The sequence below is a fragment of the Allobosea sp. UNC402CLCol genome, from assembly GCF_000745475.1.
GTDB classification, from domain to species: domain Bacteria; phylum Pseudomonadota; class Alphaproteobacteria; order Rhizobiales; family Beijerinckiaceae; genus Allobosea; species Allobosea spartocytisi.
Genome location: NZ_JQJJ01000014.1, coordinates 21,510 through 41,029 on the forward strand (window position 1 = coordinate 21,510; position 19,520 = coordinate 41,029).

Annotated in this window: 19 protein-coding genes; 13 read left to right on the forward strand and 6 right to left on the reverse strand. The window is 66.5% G+C overall.

Annotated elements, in window-relative coordinates:
- The first annotated feature begins 117 nt into the window (after nt 1-117).
- The 8 genes from GY40_RS18670 to GY40_RS18705 all read left to right on the forward strand — a co-directional run bounded on the left by GY40_RS18670 (nt 118) and on the right by GY40_RS18705 (nt 7,639).
- Entirely contained in the window at nt 118-1,338 is a 1,221-nt protein-coding gene (locus tag GY40_RS18670; protein ID WP_038365448.1) for an RluA family pseudouridine synthase, read from the forward strand.
- A gap of 92 nt (nt 1,339-1,430) precedes the next feature.
- Complete coding sequence (locus GY40_RS18675) at nt 1,431-1,925, forward strand: hypothetical protein (RefSeq protein ID WP_038365450.1); 495 nt, start codon at nt 1,431-1,433, stop codon at nt 1,923-1,925.
- A 74-nt stretch (nt 1,926-1,999) separates the two neighbouring features.
- Nucleotides 2,000-2,677: an HAD-IA family hydrolase gene (locus tag GY40_RS18680; protein WP_038365452.1), complete on the forward strand. Its 678-nt coding sequence runs from the start codon at nt 2,000-2,002 to the stop codon at nt 2,675-2,677.
- Nucleotides 2,678-2,943: 266 nt separating this feature from the next.
- The gene (locus GY40_RS18685; protein ID WP_038365454.1) at nt 2,944-3,390 is read left to right on the forward strand and encodes a hypothetical protein; all 447 of its coding nucleotides are present in this window, start codon (nt 2,944-2,946) and stop codon (nt 3,388-3,390) included.
- Between the two features lie 187 nt (nt 3,391-3,577).
- The gene (locus GY40_RS18690; RefSeq protein ID WP_038365457.1) at nt 3,578-5,578 is read left to right on the forward strand and encodes an acetyl-CoA carboxylase biotin carboxylase subunit; all 2,001 of its coding nucleotides are present in this window, start codon (nt 3,578-3,580) and stop codon (nt 5,576-5,578) included.
- A gap of 11 nt (nt 5,579-5,589) precedes the next feature.
- Complete coding sequence (locus GY40_RS18695; RefSeq protein ID WP_038365459.1) at nt 5,590-6,210, forward strand: glutathione S-transferase family protein; 621 nt, start codon at nt 5,590-5,592, stop codon at nt 6,208-6,210.
- A gap of 50 nt (nt 6,211-6,260) precedes the next feature.
- Entirely contained in the window at nt 6,261-6,773 is a 513-nt protein-coding gene (locus GY40_RS18700; protein WP_038365462.1) for a lysozyme inhibitor LprI family protein, read from the forward strand.
- Nucleotides 6,774-6,850: 77 nt separating this feature from the next.
- The gene (locus GY40_RS18705; protein WP_038365464.1) at nt 6,851-7,639 is read left to right on the forward strand and encodes a YdcF family protein; all 789 of its coding nucleotides are present in this window, start codon (nt 6,851-6,853) and stop codon (nt 7,637-7,639) included.
- A gap of 4 nt (nt 7,640-7,643) precedes the next feature.
- Here the strand turns inward: GY40_RS18705 and GY40_RS18710 are convergent, their stop codons facing one another.
- Nucleotides 7,644-7,907 carry a DUF3253 domain-containing protein gene (locus GY40_RS18710; RefSeq protein WP_038365466.1) on the reverse strand — a complete coding sequence of 88 codons (264 nt, stop codon included), beginning with the start codon at nt 7,905-7,907 and terminating at the stop codon, nt 7,644-7,646.
- On the reverse strand, nt 7,907-8,599 hold the full coding sequence (locus tag GY40_RS18715; protein WP_038365468.1) for a DUF599 domain-containing protein: 693 nt from the start codon (nt 8,597-8,599) through the stop codon (nt 7,907-7,909). The genes GY40_RS18710 and GY40_RS18715 overlap by 1 nt, the downstream gene beginning before the upstream one ends.
- Nucleotides 8,600-8,737: 138 nt before the next feature.
- Between GY40_RS18715 and GY40_RS18720 the strand changes: the two genes are divergently transcribed.
- The 3 genes from GY40_RS18720 to GY40_RS18725 all read left to right on the forward strand — a co-directional run bounded on the left by GY40_RS18720 (nt 8,738) and on the right by GY40_RS18725 (nt 11,440).
- A complete protein-coding gene (locus GY40_RS18720) occupies nt 8,738-9,148 on the forward strand; it encodes a rhodanese-like domain-containing protein (RefSeq protein ID WP_038365471.1) in 411 nt (136 codons plus the stop codon).
- 10 nt (nt 9,149-9,158) lie between these two features.
- Nucleotides 9,159-9,332 (forward strand): hypothetical protein, encoded by a 174-nt coding sequence (locus GY40_RS27660; protein ID WP_156116002.1) that lies wholly within the window; start codon nt 9,159-9,161, stop codon nt 9,330-9,332.
- 314 nt (nt 9,333-9,646) lie between these two features.
- On the forward strand, nt 9,647-11,440 hold the full coding sequence (locus GY40_RS18725; RefSeq protein ID WP_038365473.1) for an ABC transporter ATP-binding protein: 1,794 nt from the start codon (nt 9,647-9,649) through the stop codon (nt 11,438-11,440).
- A 126-nt stretch (nt 11,441-11,566) separates the two neighbouring features.
- Here GY40_RS18725 and GY40_RS18730 read toward each other — a convergent pair whose 3' ends face one another.
- From GY40_RS18730 to GY40_RS18745, 4 genes are all read right to left on the reverse strand, one after another.
- The gene (locus GY40_RS18730; RefSeq protein ID WP_248311213.1) at nt 11,567-12,805 is read right to left on the reverse strand and encodes a c-type cytochrome; all 1,239 of its coding nucleotides are present in this window, start codon (nt 12,803-12,805) and stop codon (nt 11,567-11,569) included.
- A gap of 2 nt (nt 12,806-12,807) precedes the next feature.
- Entirely contained in the window at nt 12,808-14,574 is a 1,767-nt protein-coding gene (locus tag GY40_RS18735) for a GMC family oxidoreductase (protein WP_038365476.1), read from the reverse strand.
- 3 nt (nt 14,575-14,577) lie between these two features.
- Complete coding sequence (locus GY40_RS18740; RefSeq protein ID WP_038365479.1) at nt 14,578-15,327, reverse strand: gluconate 2-dehydrogenase subunit 3 family protein; 750 nt, start codon at nt 15,325-15,327, stop codon at nt 14,578-14,580.
- A gap of 185 nt (nt 15,328-15,512) precedes the next feature.
- Entirely contained in the window at nt 15,513-16,382 is an 870-nt protein-coding gene (locus GY40_RS18745; RefSeq protein WP_197062777.1) for an SDR family oxidoreductase, read from the reverse strand.
- Between the two features lie 325 nt (nt 16,383-16,707).
- On the opposite strand from GY40_RS18745, the gene pip reads away from it, so the two are divergent.
- Both pip and GY40_RS18755 read left to right on the forward strand, forming a co-directional pair.
- Complete coding sequence (pip, locus tag GY40_RS18750; protein WP_038365485.1) at nt 16,708-17,685, forward strand: prolyl aminopeptidase; 978 nt, start codon at nt 16,708-16,710, stop codon at nt 17,683-17,685.
- 10 nt (nt 17,686-17,695) lie between these two features.
- Nucleotides 17,696-19,510, forward strand: a complete 1,815-nt coding sequence (locus tag GY40_RS18755; protein ID WP_038365487.1) for a S9 family peptidase — start codon at nt 17,696-17,698, stop codon at nt 19,508-19,510.
- Nucleotides 19,511-19,520: the final 10 nt, after the last annotated feature.

The window sequence follows — 19,520 nt, forward strand, 5'->3', positions numbered from 1 at the left end:
GCCGAGCCCCTGTCCGCTCCGGAATTTGTTTGTGCCGGCTCGTGGCGCTGGCTATTGCTCACCCATGCAACAGCACATTCTTCAAAGCCGCGGCCGGTGCCGCTCCGGAGGCCGTTCATGAAATCCGGTGGCAAGGGAGCCGGCGGCGGCAGGGGCGGCAGGCCCGGCGCTGGTTCCGCGAAAGGCAAGCGCCCCAGTCATGACGCGCGTCGCCGCGCCGCTGCCCGACCGAAGGCGGAGGGCGGCGAGCCCATGGCGCGGGCATCGCGCCCGGCTGCGAAACCCGAGGCGCCGAAGCGCACGCGCGCCGAGGTGAAGGCCGAGACGGCCCAGGTTCTCTCCACCGGCGTCCAGCAACTCGTGGTGACGCCGGACGAGAACGAGATGCGGATCGACCGCTTCCTCGAGACGCGCTTCCCGCAACTCTCCTTCAGCCATATTCAGCGCATCGTCCGCAAGGGCGAGCTGCGCGTCGACGGCAAGCGCGCCGACAGCAAGGACCGGCTCAGCGAAGGCCAGACCGTGCGGATTCCGCCGCTCAAGCTGGAGCAGCAGGCGGAGCGCCCGCGCTCGGCCAAGGCCGATGCCGACACGATCGGCTTCCTGCATTCGATCACGCTCTATGAGGACGACGACGTCATGGTCCTCAACAAGCCGGCGGGGCTCGCCGTGCAGGGCGGCTCGGGCACGACGCGGCATGTCGACGGCATGCTCGCCGCCCTGACCGACAAGGACGGCCAGAAGCCACGCCTCGTCCATCGGCTCGACAAGGACACGGCCGGCTGCCTCGTCATCGCCAAGTCGCGCTTCGCCGCCGCGACGCTCGCCAAGACCTTCCGGTCACGCTCGGCCCGCAAGGTCTACTGGGCGCTCGTGGCGGGCGTGCCACGCGTCAAGCAGGGCCGCATCTCGACCTATCTGGCCCGCGAGGAGGCCTATGACGGCGACCAGCGGATGGCTGTCGCCAAGCATGGCGAGGACGGCGCGATGCATGCCGTGACCTATTACGCCATCGTCGAGACGGCGGCGCAGAAGCTCGGCTGGCTTTCGCTGAAGCCGGTGACCGGCCGCACCCACCAGCTGCGCGCCCATGCCGCCCATATCGGCCATCCCATCGTCGGCGATCCGAAATATTTCAACATCCAGAACTGGGAGCTGCCTGGCGGCATCCAGAACAAGCTGCATCTGCTGGCGCGGCGGATCGTGTTGCCGCATCCGCGCGGCAAGGGCACGATCGACGTCAGCGCGCCGCTGCCGCCGCATATGCGACAGAGCTGGAATCTGCTCGGCTTCGACGATGCGCCCTACGATCCGATCGTCGAGGCCCCGGACGAATAGGGCACTCCTTTCCCGGAAAGGGAGGAGAACAGTTGCGGAACGGATCGATTTCTGTTCTAACTATGTTCTCTTTTGGGGAAGGGGGCTTGTCCATGCGTTTGATCGTGATCGTTTCCGCTATGGTTCTGGGGCTTTCGGCTGCCGCGCAGGCCCAGACCGCGCCGATGAAACCTGCGGCGCCGGCTGTCGCGGCATCTTCAGACGAGCCCGTGCCACGGGCCGAGCGCGCCAAGGCGCGGCAGGATTGCGTTGCCGAGAACGTCGCGCTGTCGGGAGATGATCTGCGCGCGGCGATGCGGCTGTGCATGCAGGGCAAGTTTCCGGGCGTGCAGCTCTATGCGCAGGACGGCGTGACGCGGGACGGCAAGCCGACCGCGGTCGCGGCCCGAGCCGCCTGCAAGGACGAGGTCGATGCGCGCAAGCTGGCAGGTTCGGAGCGGATCGCGGCGCTGACCGCCTGCTTCAACGCCAAGCGCCCCGACCTCGCGCAGCGGGCCGAATGCCGCAAGGAGGCGCGCGCCAAGGGGCTCGACGGGGCCGATCTGCGCAAGGCGATTGACGCCTGCGCCCGCGAGGCCAGGGGTTGAGAGGCTACCGGCGGGATGGCGGCTATGACCGACGGGTCATAGCCTGGCATCTCGATACGCGTTAAAGCGCCCGCATGGATCTCATCATCTTCGATCTCGACGGCACGCTGATCAATTCCGAGGCGATTCTTCTCGGCGCGCAATACGAGACCTTCAAGCGCTGCGGCCGGGTGCATCCCGGCCGTGAAGCCGGGCTCGGCATCGTCGGATTGACGCTGGACATCGCGCTGGCGCGCCTCGCAGGGATCGACAGGCCGGACGACTTGCTGACGCAGACCTATCGCGAGGTCTTCGGCGCCATGCGCCTGCAGGCGCAGACCGATCCGTCGCTGGACGAGCCGCTCTTTCCCGGCGTCGCGGAAACGCTGGCGCGACTCAAGGCCGTGCCGGGCCTCAAGCTCGGCATCGCCACGGGCAAGTCGCGCAAAGGTGCCGAATTCATCGTTGCGCGTCATGGCTGGCAGGGGTTGTTCGATACCGTTCAGTCGGCCGACGATGCGCCCTCGAAGCCCCATCCCGGCATGATCCTGAACGCCATGGCCGAGACGAGCGCCGCGGCCGGGCGCACCGCGATGGTCGGCGACAGCTCCTTCGATATCGAGATGGCGGTGGCGGCCGGCGTCGTTCCCGTCGCCGTCTCATGGGGGTTCCAGCCGGTCGAGAGCCTCATTGCGCTTGGGGCGAGACATGCCTTGCGCGAGATCACCGAACTGCCCGCTGCGCTGGGCCTGGCGCAGGCCGCCGTCGCGTAAGAGAGGCGAGCTTGAGAGCGGTGCTCCCTCACCGGGGCTGAAAGTGCCCCGGCTCGAACGACGTGCGTTTCGGCCGGCGGGATGGTCCGCTGGTCGCTATGTCAGCGGCCGCTGGTAACATCCTCGCAACCACATCGACTCAGCCTCGTTTAACCTGAATAATCGTTCAGATTTGCGCGTTAACCACCTGCTTCCCGACCCCGGCGCATGGTGTTCCCACAGCAGGAACGTACCGGCACAAAACAACGCCGGACAGGGGTTCAGACATGATCGGACATGAGCTTCGTGAATTCGTCGATCGCGCGATGGATCGTCGCGCGATCAACGATCAAGACGTCAAGATGCTTCAGCGCGAAATCTTGATCGACATCGTCCTGACGCGCGACATCATAGATGTCCTGGTCGCTCTCGACCGGGCGGTGGCGAAGAGCTGCGCGGCCTTTGCAGATTATCTGGTCGCGCTCACCGTCGACTTCGCCGTCTGGGAAAACCGCCCGACCGGCGTCATCGACCGCGACAAGGCACATTGGCTGGCAACGACGCTCTCGGCCGGCGAGGGGCCGACCGCGACCGCCCAGCGCATCGCCTTCGAGATCGTCCGCGAGGCGGAGCATTGCGACGAGCTGCTTTTGTCCTTCGCCTTCGCCAAGGGGGCCGCCAAGAACATGGCCAAGAGCACCGGCGCGGCCCATCGGGTCGTGCTGGCGAGCTGACTGCGCATCTTCGCACATCGGGTTTGTATCGATCGCCCCCGCATCCGGCCGGATACGGGGGCGATCGATTTTCCGGCTATGGTATCGGTTCAATGCCATAGCCGACTTTCGCATCGGTGGACGCCGGTTGCGGCGTCCCATACACCCCGGCTATTGCAGGTACGTCTGAAGCCGGGAGTGGCCACGCATGTTCACGAAGATCCTGATCGCGAACCGTGGCGAGATCGCCTGTCGTGTGATCAAGACGGCGCGACGCATGGGCATCAAGACGGTGGCCGTCTATTCCGATGCGGATCGCGATGCGCTGCATGTCGAGATGGCCGATGAGGCCGTGCATATCGGCGCGGCGCCCGCTGCCCAGTCCTATCTGCTGATCGACAAGATCATCGATGCCTGCAAGCAGACGGGCGCGCAGGCCGTGCATCCCGGTTACGGCTTCCTGTCCGAGCGCGAAGCCTTCGCCCAGGCGCTGAAGGATAACGGCATCGTCTTCATCGGGCCCAATCCCGGGGCGATCGCCGCGATGGGCGACAAGATCGAATCGAAGAAGGCGGCGGCTGCCGCGAAGGTCTCCACCGTTCCAGGCTTCCTCGGCATCATCGAGAGCCCCGAGCATGCGGTGACCATCGCCGACGAGATCGGCTATCCCGTGATGATCAAGGCCTCGGCCGGCGGTGGCGGCAAGGGCATGCGCATCGCCCATTCCTCGGGCGAGGTGGCGGAGGGCTTCGCCCGCGCCAAGTCGGAAGCCGCGTCCTCCTTCGGCGACGACCGCGTCTTCGTCGAGAAGTTCATCGTCGATCCCCGCCATATCGAGATCCAGGTGCTCGGCGACAAGCATGGCAACGTCATCTATCTCGGCGAGCGCGAATGCTCGATCCAGCGCCGCAACCAGAAGGTGCTGGAGGAGGCGCCGTCGCCGCTGCTCGACGAAGCCACCCGCAAGAAGATGGGCGAGCAGGCGGTCGCGCTGGCCAAGGCGGTGAACTACGACTCGGCCGGCACGGTCGAGTTCGTCGCCGGGCAGGACAAGTCCTTCTACTTCCTCGAGATGAACACCCGCCTTCAGGTCGAACATCCCGTCACCGAGATGGTCACCGGCATCGACCTCGTCGAGCAGATGATCCGCGTCGCTTATGGTGAGAAGCTCGCGATCGCGCAGGCGGATGTGAAGCTCGACGGCTGGGCGGTCGAATCCAGAGTCTATGCCGAGGATCCGACCCGCAACTTCCTGCCCTCGACCGGCCGGCTCGTGACCTATCGGCCGCCGAGCGAAGGGCCGGACGGCGAGGCGACGGTCCGGAACGACACCGGCGTCTTCGAGGGCGGCGAGATCTCGATCTATTACGATCCGATGATCGCGAAGCTGGTGACGCATGCGCCGACGCGCGAGGCGGCGATCAAGGCTCAAGGCCGCGCGCTCGATGCCTTCGCCATCGACGGCATCCGCCACAACATCCCCTTCGTCGCGGCGGTGATGCAGCATCCGCGCTGGATCGCCGGCAACCTCTCGACCGGCTTCATCGCCGAGGAGTTTCCGGAAGGCTTCTCGCTGCCGGCGCCGAAGGGAGAGACGGCTTTGCGCATGGCGGCGATCGCGATCGCCTGCGACCACAAGCTCAACCAGCGCAAGCGAAACGTCTCGGCGCAGATGGAAGGCTGGCGCAAGGTCGCCTTCGACCGGCAGCGCATCGTCCAGCTCGGGGCTGAGCGCTTCGAGGGCGAGGTGATCGAGCAGGGTGAGGCGGTGGTCATCGCCTTCCCGGGCCGCAGCGTCAGCGTCGTCAGTGGCTGGGTGCCGGGCGAGCCGGTCTGGCACGGCACGCTCGACGGGGTGAAGGTCGCGGCGCAGATCCGGCCGATCCTCAACGGCGTCGCGCTCGGCCATGCCGGCGCCTATGCCGACGCTCATGTCTATACGCCGCGCGAGGCGGAGCTCGCCGCGCTGATGCCGGAAAAGGTCGCGGCCGATACGGGCAAGGTCCTGCTCTGCCCGATGCCGGGGCTGGTCAAGTCGATCGCGGTGACGGTCGGGCAGGAGGTCAAGGCGGGCGAGCCGCTCGCCATGGTCGAGGCGATGAAGATGGAGAACGTGCTGCGCGCCGAAAAGGACGCCACCATCGCCAAGATCCTGGCGAAGGAGGGAGATTCGCTCGCCGTCGATGCCGTCATCATGGAATTCGCCTGAGAGGGCCGGGCATGCTGAAGATCTGGGGGCGTTTGAGTTCGATAAACGTCCAGAAGGTCGTCTGGGCGGCCGGGGAGGTCGGGCAGGCTTTCGAGCGCGTCGATGTCGGCGGGCCCTTCGGCGGGCTCGATACGCCGGAATTTCGCGCGATGAACCCGAACAAGCAGATTCCCGTGCTGGAGGATGGCGCCTTTCGTCTGTGGGAGTCGAACAGCATCGTGCGCTATCTGGCAGCACGCTATGGCGCCTCCACCTTGTGGGAGGAGGAGCCGGCGCGGCGGGCCGAAGCCGAACGCTGGATGGACTGGATGCTCTCCGAGTTGCAGCCGGCGCTGGCGCCGGTGCTTTGGGGCGTGGTGCGCAAGGTGCCGGGCTATACCGAGCCCAAGGTGATTACCGAGGGCATGAAGCGGGCCGAGGCGCTGATGGCGATCATCGAGGACCAGTTGGCGGAGCGGCCTTTCCTGGCGGGCGAGCGCATCAGTGTGGCGGACATCACTGTCGGCTGTGGCGCACATCGCTGGCTCAACATACCGGTCGAGCGCGTGGAGCGGCCGGCGGTGCGGCGCTGGTACGAGACGATTTTCGCGCGGCCGGCGGCCAAGGCCGCGTTGCCGTTGCCGATTGCGTGAGGACGCGCCTGGCGGCTTGATCGCAAGGCGGCGGCTGGCATGATGCGGGGATGATCCGTTCCTTCGCCGCGCTTTGCATCCTGACTTCCCTCTCCGTGCCGGCGCTGGCGCAGGATTCGACGCCGGCACCGGCCGCTCCTGCGGATCGGACCCAGCTCGCCGCATGCCTGCGGGACAATGGCGCATCGCCGGCAGCCTGCATCGGCGCTGTCGCGGTGCCTTGCGTCCGTGCCGCCAGCAGCGACTCACGTGGGGCGGAGGCCGGATGCGCTCGTCGCGAGGAGGTGGCCTGGCGCGAGCGGCTGGGCCTCGCTTTGCAGATGGCGTCGCGTCCGCTCGATGCCGGCCAGCGCAGCCGGCTCGCGGCGTTGCAACTGACCTGGGAAAGCTATGTCGCGCAGAAATGCGCGCTCTACGGCGCTGGCCAGCGCGACGGCCTCCAGCCCGGCCGGCAGGCCGGCTGCGAATTACGTGAGGTGGCCGAGCGCGCGATCGAGGTGGCGAAGTCGCTGCCTCGGACGCCGTCGCGGCGCCCGCAGAGTCCCCCGCAGATCATTCGCTGAAGAGAGCAGCTTTAGAAAGCTGTCAGCATTCGGCGGCTATAGCGGGTGAGCGATCTTCCTCTCGATCCGGGCCAGCGATGTTCTTCGTCCTTTCCAAGATTGTCTGGTTCCTGTTCTCGCCGGTCAATTTCGTCATCCTGCTGGCCGGACTTGCGGCGCTCCTCGCTTTCACCCGCTTCGCGCGGCCCGCGCGCTGGCTCGGGCTGTTTGCGGTGATCATGCTCGGGCTGATGGCGTTCAGCCCGCTGCCGCGTGCGGTCATCCGCCCGCTGGAGGACCGGTTTCCGCAGCAGGACGCGGCGAAGGGGCCGGTGACCGGCATCGTCGTGCTCGGCGGGGCGATCGGGTTGGCGCGCGGCGACGTGGTGCTCAATGCTTCGGCCTCGCGGATGACGAAGGCGGTGGAGCTGGCGCGCCTGCACCCGCAGGCCAAGATCGTCTTCGCGGGCGGCGCCGCCAATCTGATCTCGGAGGCGACGGTGACCGAGGCTGATGGCGCCAAGCGTTTGATGGAGGGGCTCGGACTGGAACCGGGCCGGCTCATCCTGGAGGACAAATCGCGCAACACCCTCGAAAACGCGGTCTTCACGCGCCGCCTCGTCGATCCCAAGCCCGGCGAGCGCTGGCTGCTGGTGACCTCGGCCTGGCACATGCCGCGCGCGATGGGCGTCTTCCGCAAGGCAGGCTTCGCGGTCGAGGCCTTCCCGGTCGACTACTGGTCGCGCGGCAAGCCGGATGATTTCACCCAGCCCTATAGCCGCGCGCCGCGCGCGCTCGAGATCGCCGATAACGGCTTCAAGGAATGGGTCGGCCTCGTCGCCTATCGTCTCGCCGGCTATACGGACACGCTGTTTCCCGGCCCCTGAATCGTCAGGGCGTGTCGGGCAAGGAGAGCCGGTAGACGCCGCGGAAATCGTCGGGATCGACCGGGCGGCCCTTGCGGGTGATGACGAGCCGGCCTTCCTTCATCAGCTTCACCGCGGCGCGGCGCAGAGGCTGCATCAGCGGGCCCCAGCCATCGGGATGGTCGCCGCCGATCGCGCGGGCGACATCCATCGGCGCGAGCGTGCGGCCGGGCTCCTGCCGCGCCAGCAGATCGAGGATCGTCGTTTCGAGCGTCGCCTGGTCGGCCATCAAGGATCCTCGGGGTAGCGGAAGACGCGGGCGGCGTCGGAAGCGTATTGGCGCCGGTACATTGCCACCAGCACGGAGCCGGTGAAGATGAGGAAGGTGATCGGCCCGAGGAACCAGCCGAGATAGGCCAGCGCGAAGAAGAAGGCGCGTTGGCCGCGATTGAAATGACGCCCGGCCGCGACGTTCATCTCGATCGTCTCGTGCACGGCGTTGCGGGCCTCCTTCTCGTCGTGATTGCGCGCGGAGGGCAGCGCGCCGACGAGGATCACGCAATAGTTGAACAGCCGATAGGCCCAGGCGAACTTGAAGAAGGCGTAGCCGAAGATGATGGCGAGCCCGATCACCTTCAGCTCCCAGGCCGCACGCTGGGTCATCGGGACGAAGGGCAGGTCGCCGAAGATCGCGACGACACGGTCGGTCGATTGCAGCAAGGCGAGCGTGCCGCCGATCGCGATCAGCGAGGTCGAGGCGAAGAAGGCCGTGCCGTTCTGCAGGCCGTTCATGACCTGGGTGTCGACGATCCGGTTGTCGCGCATCATCGCCTCGCGCACCCAGCGGGCGCGGCGCTGGTTCATGCGCATGTTCAGGCTCTTGGGCGCATGCGGGCCGAGCTCGACGGCATAATGGTAGCCGATCCAGGACGCGGCGTAGAAGGCCAGCGCGAACAGATCGAAGGGGGTGAAACCGAACATGGCGCCGCTCTGCCATTTCTCTTGCTGCCGAGGCAAGCAGCTTGCTTCGCGGCGCCGGTGGCAGCAAGAGAGGGCGATGTCATTGATGCTGCGCGGGCTGTCGTCACGCCGCGCCCGCAGACCCTAAGAGACGAGGCCATGCCGCAGGTGATCACGAAGGGCTACAAGGCGCTGCTCGCCGAGGCCGGGCAGGCGGTCGAGACGCTCTCCGTCGAAGAGGCGCGGGCGCTGCACGGCCGGGACGATGTCGTCTTCGTCGACCTGCGCGATCCGCGCGAGCTCGAGCGGGAAGGGCGTATGCCCGGAGCCTTCCACTGCCCGCGCGGCATGCTGGAATTCTGGATCGATCCGGAAAGCCCCTATGCCAAGCCGGTGTTCCAGGAGGACAAGCGTTTCGTCTTCTTCTGCGCCGGCGGCTGGCGCTCGGCGCTCGCGGCGAGGACGGCGCAGGAGATGGGGCTGAAGCCGGTCGCGCATATCGATGGCGGTTTCGGGGCCTGGAAGAAGGCCGGCGCAGCCGTCGAAGCCGCCCCAGCGGCCAAGGCTTGAGACCGACGCCTTGTCCCATATCGTCATCGTCCTGCTGGTTGCCGCCTTCATCTTCCGCAAGCCGCTCGGGCGACTGCTCGCCCGGCAGTTTCCGAATCGCGCCAAGCGCCAGCAGGTGCTGGCCACGATCATCGCCGCCTTCGTGCTGGTGATCGCGCTGCGAGTGCTGGCGCTGTTCTGGTAGCGGTCTATCCCGATTTGAAATGGCGGAGGGCGACCTGTGCGACCGGCGCATGGGAGGGTGGCTTGCGTTCTGCCCACGGATCAGGCATTTTGGTTCTCCGGCTCCAACACGAACAAGGGAGGACTGAATGAAATTCATGATCATCGTCGCTCCCGAGCGACCAAACCGGCACTAGGTCGGTCTCGCACGAGGCCCGCCTGCCGCGGCCTCCCAGAGCCTTTTTCAAACCTTTTCCCTTTTTCTGGAGACTGGCGTCCCGTCGTCGTCTCCACCTTGATTCGGAGTCGGCTGCCGTCCTGGCGCCGAATGACGCTATGTCTCTCGATACTCAAACCGGGCGGCGGGAGCCGTTCCGGGCCGTTCTCGGCTTCACTTTCAGTCACTGGGCACGCCTGCCCGGCCAGGTCGCCTGGGTTGCGGGCGTCACCATCGTGTCCACGCTCGCGGAGCTGTTCACGCCGGTCTATGCCGGTCGGCTCGTCGATGCGGTCGCCAGCGGCGTCGGCAGCGCGGATGCGGCGCTATGGGCGCTGGGCGCGATGATGGCGCTCGCCGCGATCACCGTGCTCGGGCGGCATTTCGCCTTTACCGGGATCACGATCATGACCCTGCGCACGATGAGCAACGTGGCGCAGGAAGCGTTCGCGCGGCTGCAGCGCTTCTCCACCGACTGGCATGCGAACAACTTCGCCGGCTCGACGGTGCGCAAGATCACGCGCGGCATGTGGGCGCTCGACCTGATGACCGACACGATCCTGATCGCGTTGCTGCCTTCGCTCGTCATCCTGCTCGGCATGACGGCGCTGCTGGCCTGGCACTGGCCGGTGATGGGCCTCGTCGTGGCGCTGGGTGCGCTCGCCTATATCGGGCTGACGCTGGTGCTGTCGCTACGCTTCGTCGCGCCGGCGGCGCGGCTTGGCAATGCCTGGGACACCCGCCTCGGCGGCTCCCTGGCCGATGCCATCACCTGCAACCCGGTGGTGAAGGCCTATGGCGCGGAGGCGCGCGAGGATCTGCGGCTCGCGACCGTCGTGGCGAAGTGGAGCCTGAGGACGCGGCGCGCCTGGCTGCGTGGCACCTGGGCCGGCACCGGCCAGCTGGTGGTGCTGCTCTTCCTGCGGGCGGCGGTGATCGGCCTCGTGATCTGGCTGTGGCTGAACGGGCAGGCGAGCACGGGCGATGTCGCCTTCGTTCTCACGGCCTATGCAGTGGTGCACGGCTATCTGCGCGATGTCGGCCAGCACATCCACAACCTCCAGCGCTCGGTCAACGACATGGAGGAGCTCGTCTGGATGCACGACCTTCCTTATGGCGTGCCGGACCGGAAGGGGGCGGTGGCGATGGGGGTGACGGCGGGCGAGATCGCCTTCGAGGACGTGACCTTCCACTATGGCGGCCATCACGACCCGCTCTACCGCGACTTCTCGCTGACCATCCGTGGCGGCGAGAAGGTCGGTCTCGTCGGCCGCTCGGGCTCCGGCAAGACGACCTTCGTCAAGCTGGTGCAGCGGCTCTACGACGTCACGGCGGGCCGCATCGCGATCGACGGGCAGGACATCGCGAGCGTCACGCAGGAGAGCCTGCGCCGGCAGATCGCGATCGTGCAGCAGGAGCCGGTGCTGTTCCACCGTTCGCTGGCCGAGAACATCGCCTATGGCCGGCCCGGCGCCTCGCAGGCCCAGATCGAGCAGGCGGCGCAGCTTGCCAACGCGCATGACTTCATCATGCGCCTGCCCAAGGGCTACGCCACGCTGGTCGGCGAGCGCGGCATCAAGCTTTCGGGCGGCGAGCGCCAGCGCGTCGCGCTGGCCCGCGCCTTCCTGGCCGATGCGCCGATCCTGATCCTGGACGAGGCGACCTCGAGCCTCGATTCGGAATCGGAGGCGCTGATCCAGCAGGCGATCGAACGCCTGATGGAGGGCCGCACCACGATCGTGATCGCGCATCGTCTCTCGACGGTCAGGGCGATGGACCGCATCCTGGTCTTCGATCGCGGCCAGGTGGTCGAGGAGGGGCCGCACGAGGCCCTGCTGACTCGCGAGGACGGCGCCTATCGCGCGCTGTTCGAGAAGCAGGTCAGCGAACTGGCCAAGGGGCTGGCGGCGTAAGCCGTCAGCCTGCTCCGAGACTGAAAGGGCCGCGCGAGCGGCCCTTTCGTTTTGCCGACGGGCTTATCTGGGGTCTCGCGCGATGCTGTGCGGGGAGCTGCAGGCGGGTGCCGAGCTTCGATCGGGCTAGGGTGCCAGAGTCTTCCGCAACGTTGCGACATCCTTCGCCTCGACGGGCGCTGCAGCATTGCCCCAGCTGTTTCGGACATAGGTGAGAACCGCCGCAATCTCCTGGTCGCCGAGATTCCAGGCGAAGGAGGGCATCGCGGGACCTGTCGGAACGGCCTCTGTGGCGCCGGCCCGGCTTCCCGCGAGCACGACGCGTATGAGCGAGGTCGGATCGCCCGCATTGACGAGCGGCGCCTCTGCCAGACGCGGAAAGAGCTTCGGCACGCCGGCTCCGTTCGACAGATGGCAGCCCATGCAGCGGTCTGCGAAGATTGCCTGCCCGGCTATCATCAGCTTGTCGCCGGCGGGCAGCGGTGAAGGCGCCTTCGCCTCGCCATTGCGGCCAGCCTTGAGATAGACCGCCACGGCCTTCAGATCCGCGTCCGTCCAGTGCTGCGACGATTTCTCGACCAGCTCGGCCATGGGGCCCGACGCGATGTCGAAGCGGTTGGCGCCCGTCTTCAGATACTGGACGATCTCGTCCTCGCTCCAGGCGCCGATGCCCTTATGCGGGTCGGCGGTGATGTTGGGCGCGAACCAGCCCTGCAGCGTCGCGCCTTCGAGGAACTGGCTGTTCTTGTCGCCGCCGATCAGGTTCTTGGGCGTATGGCAGGTGCCGCAATGGCCCAGCCCCTCGACGATATAGGCGCCGCGGTTCCAGTCGGGCGACTTCGCCGGATCGGCCTTGAACTCGCCTTGGGTGAAGTTGAGCAGGTTCCAGCCGATCAGGCTGGCGCGGATGTTGAACGGAAACGGCAGCTGGTTCGGCTCGACCTTGTTCTTCACCGGCTCCAGCGTCTGCAGATAGGCCCAGATCGCCGCGTTATCCTGCGCGGTCACCTTGGTGTAGGCGGTGAAGGGCATGGCGCCATAAAGGTGATAGCCGCCCTTGCCGATGCCCCTCGACATCACGCTCTGGAAATCCTGGAGCGACATGCGCCCGACACCGGTCTCGGGATCGGGCGTGATGTTGGGGGCGACGAGATCGCCGAAGGGCGTCTGCAGCACGACCCCGCCGGCGAAAGGCGGCAAGCCCGGTGCGGTATGGCAAGCCGCGCAGTCTCCCAGGACTGCGAGGTAGCGCCCCTTCTCGACCTGCGAGAAGGCGGCGTCGCCGGTGACCTGCGCGCCGACCGGAATGGCGGCGGTCATGAAGGCGGCGAAGGCGGCCCTGCCGAGCCGTTTGGAAAGGAGCATCCTCATGCGCTCACCAACGGGCCGGGGTTCTTGAGATAGAGCCGGCGGATGGCGTCGGCCGCCTTGAAGGCGAGCGCGCCGACGGTTCCCGTCGGGTTGTAGCCGGGGTTCTGCGGGAAGGCCGAGGCGCCGACCACGAAGAGGTTGGGCACATCCCAGCTCTGCAGGTATTTGTTGACCGCGCTCGTCTTGGGGTCCGCGCCCATGACGAAGCCGCCGACCACATGCGAGGATTGATAGGGGCCGGTGTTCCAGTGCCCGGTCATTGGATGGGGCACGAACTGGCGCGGGTTCATCGCCTTGGCGATGCCGGCGACCTTCTCGGTGCAGTATTGTGACATCTTCAGGTCGTTCTGCGCGAAATCGAAGGTGATGCGCAGCAGCGGCCGCCCGAGCCGGTCGGTATAGGTCGGGTCGAGCGAGAGGTAGTTGGTGCGCGTCGCATAGCTCGACGCCTCGCAGCCGATCGACATGGAACTGAGGTAGTTCTTGACCGTCTGGCGCTTCCACTCCGAGCCCCAGAGCGGTGTGCCGGGCGGTGTCGGCCGGTAGCCGATCGGGGCCGCGCCGATCGGCGTGACGCGGATGCTGCCACCGCCGAAGAAGCCCAGGCCGGAATGGTCGAAATTGTCGTTGTTGAAATCGTCGATCCCCATGCCGAGCGCGCCGGCGCCGATGAAGGGGTTGAAGTTCTTGTCGTCGAAGAAGAGCTGGACGCTGTTGGCGGTCTGATAGGCGTAGTTGCGCCCGGTCGTGCCCGTCTGGGTTTCGGGGTCATAGGGCGTGCCCACGCCCGAGAGCAGCATCAGCCGCACATTCTCGAAGGTGAAGGCGGTGACGATGACGAGGTCGGCCGGCTGTTCCCATTCCTTGCCCGAGGTGTCGATATAGACGACGCCGGTGGCGCGCTTGCCGGTGGCGTCGAGCGTGACCCTCAGCACCTCGGAATTGGTCTGCGCCCGGAAATTGGACTTTCGCACCAGCACCGGCAGGACGGTGGTGATCGCGCTTGCCTTGGAGTAGTTGGCGCAGCCGTAATTCGTGCAGAAGCCGCAGAAGGTGCAGGGCCCCATCGTGACGCCGAGCGGGTTCGTATAGGCCTCGGAGATCAGCGCCGAGGGAACAGGGAAGGGCTTGTAGCCGAGCTCCTTCGCGGCCTGCGCGAACAGGGTCGGCCCATAGGGCTGGCGCATCGGGCCGGTCGGGTATTCTTCCGAGCGTGGCCCCTCGAACGGGTTGCCGCCCTCGCGGATCTGCCCCTTGAGGTTGCCGGCCCGGCCGGAGAGCCCGGCAAGCCGGTCGAACGCCGTGTAGAACGGCTCCATCTCGCTCCAATCCGTGCCCCAGTCCTGCAAGGTGAGCTCGGCCGGGATGGCGCCTGCGCCATATTTCTCGGTGAGATGGGATTTGAGCCGGAACTCCTCCGGCTGGAAGCGGAAGGTGATGCCGGCCCAGTGGTTGCCGGCGCCGCCCGTGCCGTTGCCGGGATGGAACGAGCCCCAGCTGCGCATCGGCAGCGCCGTCTGGGACGGGTTGTTGCGGGCCGTGACGGTGTTCTGCGCGGTCTGGAGCATCAGCTCCTGGCGCTGGCTATAGCGCAGCTCGTCAGGGGCGGAGGCGATGTTGAAGTCGCGTGCCGTCTCGCGCCAGGGGCCGCGCTCGAAGGCGACGACCGAGAGCCCCTGGTCCGTCAGTTCATTGGCGATGATCGATCCCGCCCAGCCGAGGCCGACCACCACCACATCCGTCGCGGGCAGTTTCGTGGCCATGGCTCAATCCTTCACGCGCCATTCGGACCGCCCGGCGATGCTAAGCGGGGGCAAATCGAGCTTCTGGTTATGCTTGTCGATGTAGTCGCGGTAATCGTAGCGCGCGCCGGGAAAGCCGAGCATCCGCCACGACACCATCTCCTTGTTGCCGCCATAGATCGGGTCGGCGAAAAAGCCTTCCATGGTGTTCTGCAGGAGGAGCGCGAAGAAGGCCTTGGCGTCGACATCTTTCAGCGTGATCGCGCCGGTCTGAAGCTGGGTCAGGACCTGGTCGCGCTGCTCGGGCGGCAGATCGGCGAAGGCCTTCTGATAGGTTTCGCGGCAATGTGCCTGAAGGCCCGCGAGCCCCAGCCGGTAGCGCTGACGCGGGTCGAGCGGGAACTGGTCGCCCTGTTCGGGCGTGCCGGGCTGGAACGGCCCCTTCATGTAGAGCCGCTCGGAGGAGCCATAGCTGCCGGCGAGCTGCCGGTCGATGAACTCGACGCAACCGGCATCCTTGCCGCTGATGCTCAATTCGTCAGCCGGGATCAGGCGCTCGGTGATCGCGCCGACCATGCGGACTTCATCGAGGGTCAGGAAATACCAGGTGCCTGAGCCCAGCGTCTGCGGCGGGCTTGCGTCGAAGGGCTTCCAGGCTGGGCTGCCCGCGATTGTCTCGCCAAGGCCTCGCCCGGTCGAGCAGAGAAACAGGGCGATCGCCGTCGAAGAGAGGAACTGCCGGCGGTTGGGCCGCGTGGTTTTGGTGGAGAGCATCGCCTACCAACCGTTCTCTTGCGGGCTCAGCTTTCGTAGCGAGCCGCCCAGCCAACCTATACTGCGACAAATTCGAATAAGAGCCCCGTTTACAGCATCAGCCATGCGCTGGCCGCATGACGCCGGCCTCAACCTCTTCGCGGAGATCGGCCGTGTGAGCGCTTGCCGATGGTCTGTTGGCGGTTCTAAGCCGGTATGATCTGCTCGGTGAAGGTCTCGGGCTGCGCCGTCGAAATACGCCAGTCGAGCTCTTCGCCAAAAAGTTCTGCGGCGAGGCTGCAATCGAGGGCGCTGTAATGTGGACGGGGGGCGCCGCCACCGAATTCTGCCATGGGCACCCGCAGCAATTTTGGCGTTTTCCTTCCCGCTTGCCGAAGAGATTCGAACGCCGAGGCGACCCAATCGGCGCGCGACACCGGCGGCGATCCGGCCAGATGGAGCATCTGCGGAATGACTTCGCCTGCGTTCATGCGCTCAGACAGCGCCAATAGTCTCTTGGCAAGCTGGCGGATCGGGGTCGGGGAACCTGTCTGGTCATGCGCCACTTTCACCGTGTCGGCATCGGCCCGAAGCAGGTTCGCGATGAAGTCTTTGCCGTCTCCGAAGAGCCACGCGACGCGCGCGATACAAACCCTGCTGCCGACGGCTAGAACATTGCGCTCGCCTTCCGCTTTCAGGCGGCCATAGCTGTTGAGGGGCGAGACCGGATCCGACTCGCGCCACGGTCGGAGGGTTTCGGCCCCGAACACATAGTCGGTCGAGATATGGATCAAAGGCGTTCCCAGCCGGGCGCAGGCCTGGGCGATATACCCCGGCGCGGTGGCATTGACGGAACGCGCGCGCTCCGGGGCGGTATCGGAGGCCTCCACGCTGCTGAGCGCTGCAGCATTGATCACAACATCTGGACGCAATCGATCAAGTGTGGACCGGATGGAAGCGGCATTGGTGATGTCGAGTTCCGCGCTCGAAAGCGTGCGAACGTTTGAGCCGCCCGTTCGCGCCAACGCGCGTGCCAGTCGCCCATTACCGCCAGTGACAAGCACTCTGATGCGCACAAGTCGCTCCCGCTTCCGGTTCTCCGCTGCGCAAATTCTACACGACCGTCAGCAGGTGTCCGCACCTCACCCGAGCGCGCCGTTGGCCGAATGGCGAAGCCGCAACGTGGTTCGAGGATGATCGGCACGGGATCAGGCGGTTAAGCCTTTGAGATCGTGACACGAACCTTCAAGCAAAGAAGCATTTGCCACCGTCGGTTCACGTAAAACTATTCCAGATCGTCATAACAACGCATTCCAAATGCATTGGCCAGCGATGGTTCGGGCGTGCCATCCTCCGGTCGCATGGGGAGCGTCGCGGCGCTCCCGTGCAGCGGAGTCCGATGTGCCTGACGACGAGAGCGCTCTCTATCCCGTGGTCGAGCCTTACCGCTCGCTGCGTCTCCCGGTCGGTGACGGCCACGCGTTGCAGGTCGAATTGAGCGGCAATCCCGAGGGAATTCCCGTCGTCTTCCTGCATGGCGGCCCCGGCGCGGGCACCAAGCCGGCCCAGCGCCAGACCTTCGATCCGGCGGCCTTCCACCTCGTGACCTTCGACCAGCGCGGGGCAGGGCGCTCCAGCCCTTCGGCGGAACTCGCAGGCAATACCACGCAGGCGCTGATCGCCGATCTCGAACGAATCCGGGAGCATCTCGGCATCGAGCGCTGGCTCGTCACGGGCGGATCCTGGGGCAGTTGCCTCGGTCTCGCCTATGGACAGGCCCACCCCGAGCGCTGCCTCGGCTTCCGCCTGCACGGCATCTTCATGGCCGAGCGCGCCGAGATCGACTGGTGGTTTCATGGCTCGCGCACGATCTTCCCGGACCATTGGGAGACCTTCGCCAATTTCGTGCCGGAGGCGGAGCGCGGCGACCTGCTCGGCGCCTATTACCGCCGGCTCACCGGGCCTGATCGCGAGCAGCAACTGGCGGCGGCTGTCGCCTTGCGCACCTTCTCGGGCAAGACGCAGACCTTCCTGCCCGATGCCGAGCATGTCGCGGCCCTGACCGAGCCGGATGCCGCGCTCGCGCTCGCCCGCATCTTCACGCATTACTGCGTCAACGGCGCCTTCCTCCAGCCGGGACAGTTGGTGCGCGACGTCTCGCGCATCCGGCATCTGCCGGCCGAGATCGTGCAGGGGCGCTACGATATCGTGACGCCGATGTGCACGGCCTGGCGCCTGAAGACGGCCTGGCCCGAGGCGCGCTTTACCATCGTGACCGAGGCCAACCACGCGGCGACGCCGAGCGCCCCGGCCCTGTCGCTGGCTTTGCGTGATGCGACCGATCGCCTACGCGACTCCATGCCGGCCCTCGCGGCCTGAAGGAACGACCATGTACGAAGCCGCCAGCCAGATCCGCCTGGGTATCGAGCCTTATCTCGAAATCCGCAGCGCCAAGAGCCCGGCCGTCGCGCCGGATGGCGAGCTTCTCGCCTATCTCAGCGACGAGAGCGGCACGCACCAGATCTGGCTCCGGCCGCTTGCCGGCGGGGCGCCCTGGCGCCTGACCGACATGCCGGAGCCGGTCGGTTCGATCGCCTTCAACCCGAAGAGCCGCGACCTGCTCTTCACCATGGATTGCGGCGGCGACGAGCGGCACCAGCTCTGGCTCATACCGGACGCCTCCGGCGTGCCGCAGTCGCTGACCGACGATCCGACGGTGGTGCATGTCTGGGGTTGCTGGGCGCCGGACGGGCAGCGCATCGCCTTCGCCTCGAACGCGCGCGACCGCGAGCATATGGACATCTATGTGATGGACATGGCGACGCGGGCGGCGCGGCGTGTCTTCGAGGGCAGCGGCTATCGCGAGGCCGTCGCCTTCTTCCCGGATGGGCGCTCGCTTCTGGTGGCCGACGCCACCCATGCGATGAACGATCAAGACCTCTACCGGCTCGATCTCGAAAGCGGCGCGCGCGAGGCGCTGCTGCTGCATGAGGGCCGCGCCCGCTATGCCGCCAGCCGGATGAAGAAGGACGGCAGCGGCTTCTTCACGATCACCGACCAGGGCCGGGAATTTCTTAGCGTCGCCTTCCGTTCGGCGGCCGATGGCGCGCTGAACTGGATCGTCGAGCGCGACGGGCAGGATATCGAGGCGGTGGCGCTTGCGCCGGATCAGAACCGTCTGGCCTATGTCGCGAATGATCGCGGCTGGAACCGCATCTTCGTGCGCGATATCGCTGATGGGGTCGAGTTCGAGGTCGAGGGATTTCCTGCCGGTTCGATCGGCTCCGTCGCCTGGCTGCCGGATGGCTCGGGGCTAGTTTTTCCCCTCGACGGATCGACCTCGTCGCCGGATATCTGGCGCTTCGATAGTGCGACCAAGCAGGTCAAGCGCCTGACGGATGCCTCGAAGGCGGGGATCGATCCGGCCGGTTTCGTCGAGCCGACGGTCGCGACTACGAAAAGCTTCGACGGGCTCGAAGTGCCGTTCTTCGTCTACCGGCCGCGCGGCAAGGCGCCCGAGGGCGGCTATCCTGCCGTCGTCGTGGTCCATGGCGGGCCGGAGGCGCAGTGGACCCCGATCTTCCGGGCCGACCTGCAGTTCTTCCTGAGCCAGGGCATCATGGTGATCGCGCCGAACGTGCGCGGCTCGACCGGCTATGGCCGCAGCTACCACCATCTCGACGACAAGCATCTGCGCATGGACAGCGTCGCCGACCTCAAGGCGGTCCGGCTCTGGCTGCGCGAGCAATCCGACGTGAACGATGACCGCGTGGCGGTCTATGGCCGCTCCTATGGCGGCTTCATGGTGCTGGCGGCGCTGACCGAGCAGCCCGAACTCTGGAAGGTCGGCATCGAGTTCTACGGCATCGCCAATTTCCTGACGCTGCTGCAGACGACCGGGCCGTGGCGGCGATATCTGCGCGCCGTCGAATATGGCGATCCGGTCGCCGACCGCGAGAACCTGATCCGCTTTTCGCCGATCCATAAGCTCGATCGCATCCGCGTGCCGCTGTTCATCGCGCAGGGCTTCGACGACCCCCGCGTGCCGCCGGGCGAAAGCGAGATGGTCTATTCGGTGCTGCGCGGTCTCGGCCGGCGAGTCGAGTATCTGCGCATCCCGCATGAGGGCCATGGCTTCGCCCGGATCGAGAACCGGCGCACCGTCTTCGGCGGGGTGGCCCGTTTCCTGCGAGAGCATCTGTAGAAAGGATACC

Bases quoted from the DNA above. Each gene is read 5' to 3' on its own strand.
- GY40_RS18685 (WP_038365454.1), top strand. From the start codon at position 2,944: ATGATCGGACATGAGCTTCGTGAATTCGTCGATCGCGCGATGGATCGT.
- GY40_RS18700 (WP_038365462.1), top strand. From the start codon at position 6,261: ATGATCCGTTCCTTCGCCGCGCTTTGCATCCTGACTTCCCTCTCCGTG.
- GY40_RS18740 (WP_038365479.1), bottom strand. From the start codon at position 15,327: ATGCTCTCCACCAAAACCACGCGGCCCAACCGCCGGCAGTTCCTCTCT.
- GY40_RS18720 (WP_038365471.1), top strand. From the start codon at position 8,738: ATGCCGCAGGTGATCACGAAGGGCTACAAGGCGCTGCTCGCCGAGGCC.
- GY40_RS18710 (WP_038365466.1), bottom strand. From the start codon at position 7,907: ATGGCCGACCAGGCGACGCTCGAAACGACGATCCTCGATCTGCTGGCG.
- GY40_RS18725 (WP_038365473.1), top strand. From the start codon at position 9,647: ATGTCTCTCGATACTCAAACCGGGCGGCGGGAGCCGTTCCGGGCCGTT.
- GY40_RS18705 (WP_038365464.1), top strand. From the start codon at position 6,851: ATGTTCTTCGTCCTTTCCAAGATTGTCTGGTTCCTGTTCTCGCCGGTC.
- GY40_RS18695 (WP_038365459.1), top strand. From the start codon at position 5,590: ATGCTGAAGATCTGGGGGCGTTTGAGTTCGATAAACGTCCAGAAGGTC.
- GY40_RS18670 (WP_038365448.1), top strand. From the start codon at position 118: ATGAAATCCGGTGGCAAGGGAGCCGGCGGCGGCAGGGGCGGCAGGCCC.
- GY40_RS18735 (WP_038365476.1), bottom strand. From the start codon at position 14,574: ATGGCCACGAAACTGCCCGCGACGGATGTGGTGGTGGTCGGCCTCGGC.
- GY40_RS18675 (WP_038365450.1), top strand. From the start codon at position 1,431: ATGCGTTTGATCGTGATCGTTTCCGCTATGGTTCTGGGGCTTTCGGCT.
- GY40_RS18755 (WP_038365487.1), top strand. From the start codon at position 17,696: ATGTACGAAGCCGCCAGCCAGATCCGCCTGGGTATCGAGCCTTATCTC.
- GY40_RS18690 (WP_038365457.1), top strand. From the start codon at position 3,578: ATGTTCACGAAGATCCTGATCGCGAACCGTGGCGAGATCGCCTGTCGT.
- GY40_RS18730 (WP_248311213.1), bottom strand. From the start codon at position 12,805: ATGCTCCTTTCCAAACGGCTCGGCAGGGCCGCCTTCGCCGCCTTCATG.
- GY40_RS18680 (WP_038365452.1), top strand. From the start codon at position 2,000: ATGGATCTCATCATCTTCGATCTCGACGGCACGCTGATCAATTCCGAG.
- GY40_RS18715 (WP_038365468.1), bottom strand. From the start codon at position 8,599: ATGTTCGGTTTCACCCCCTTCGATCTGTTCGCGCTGGCCTTCTACGCC.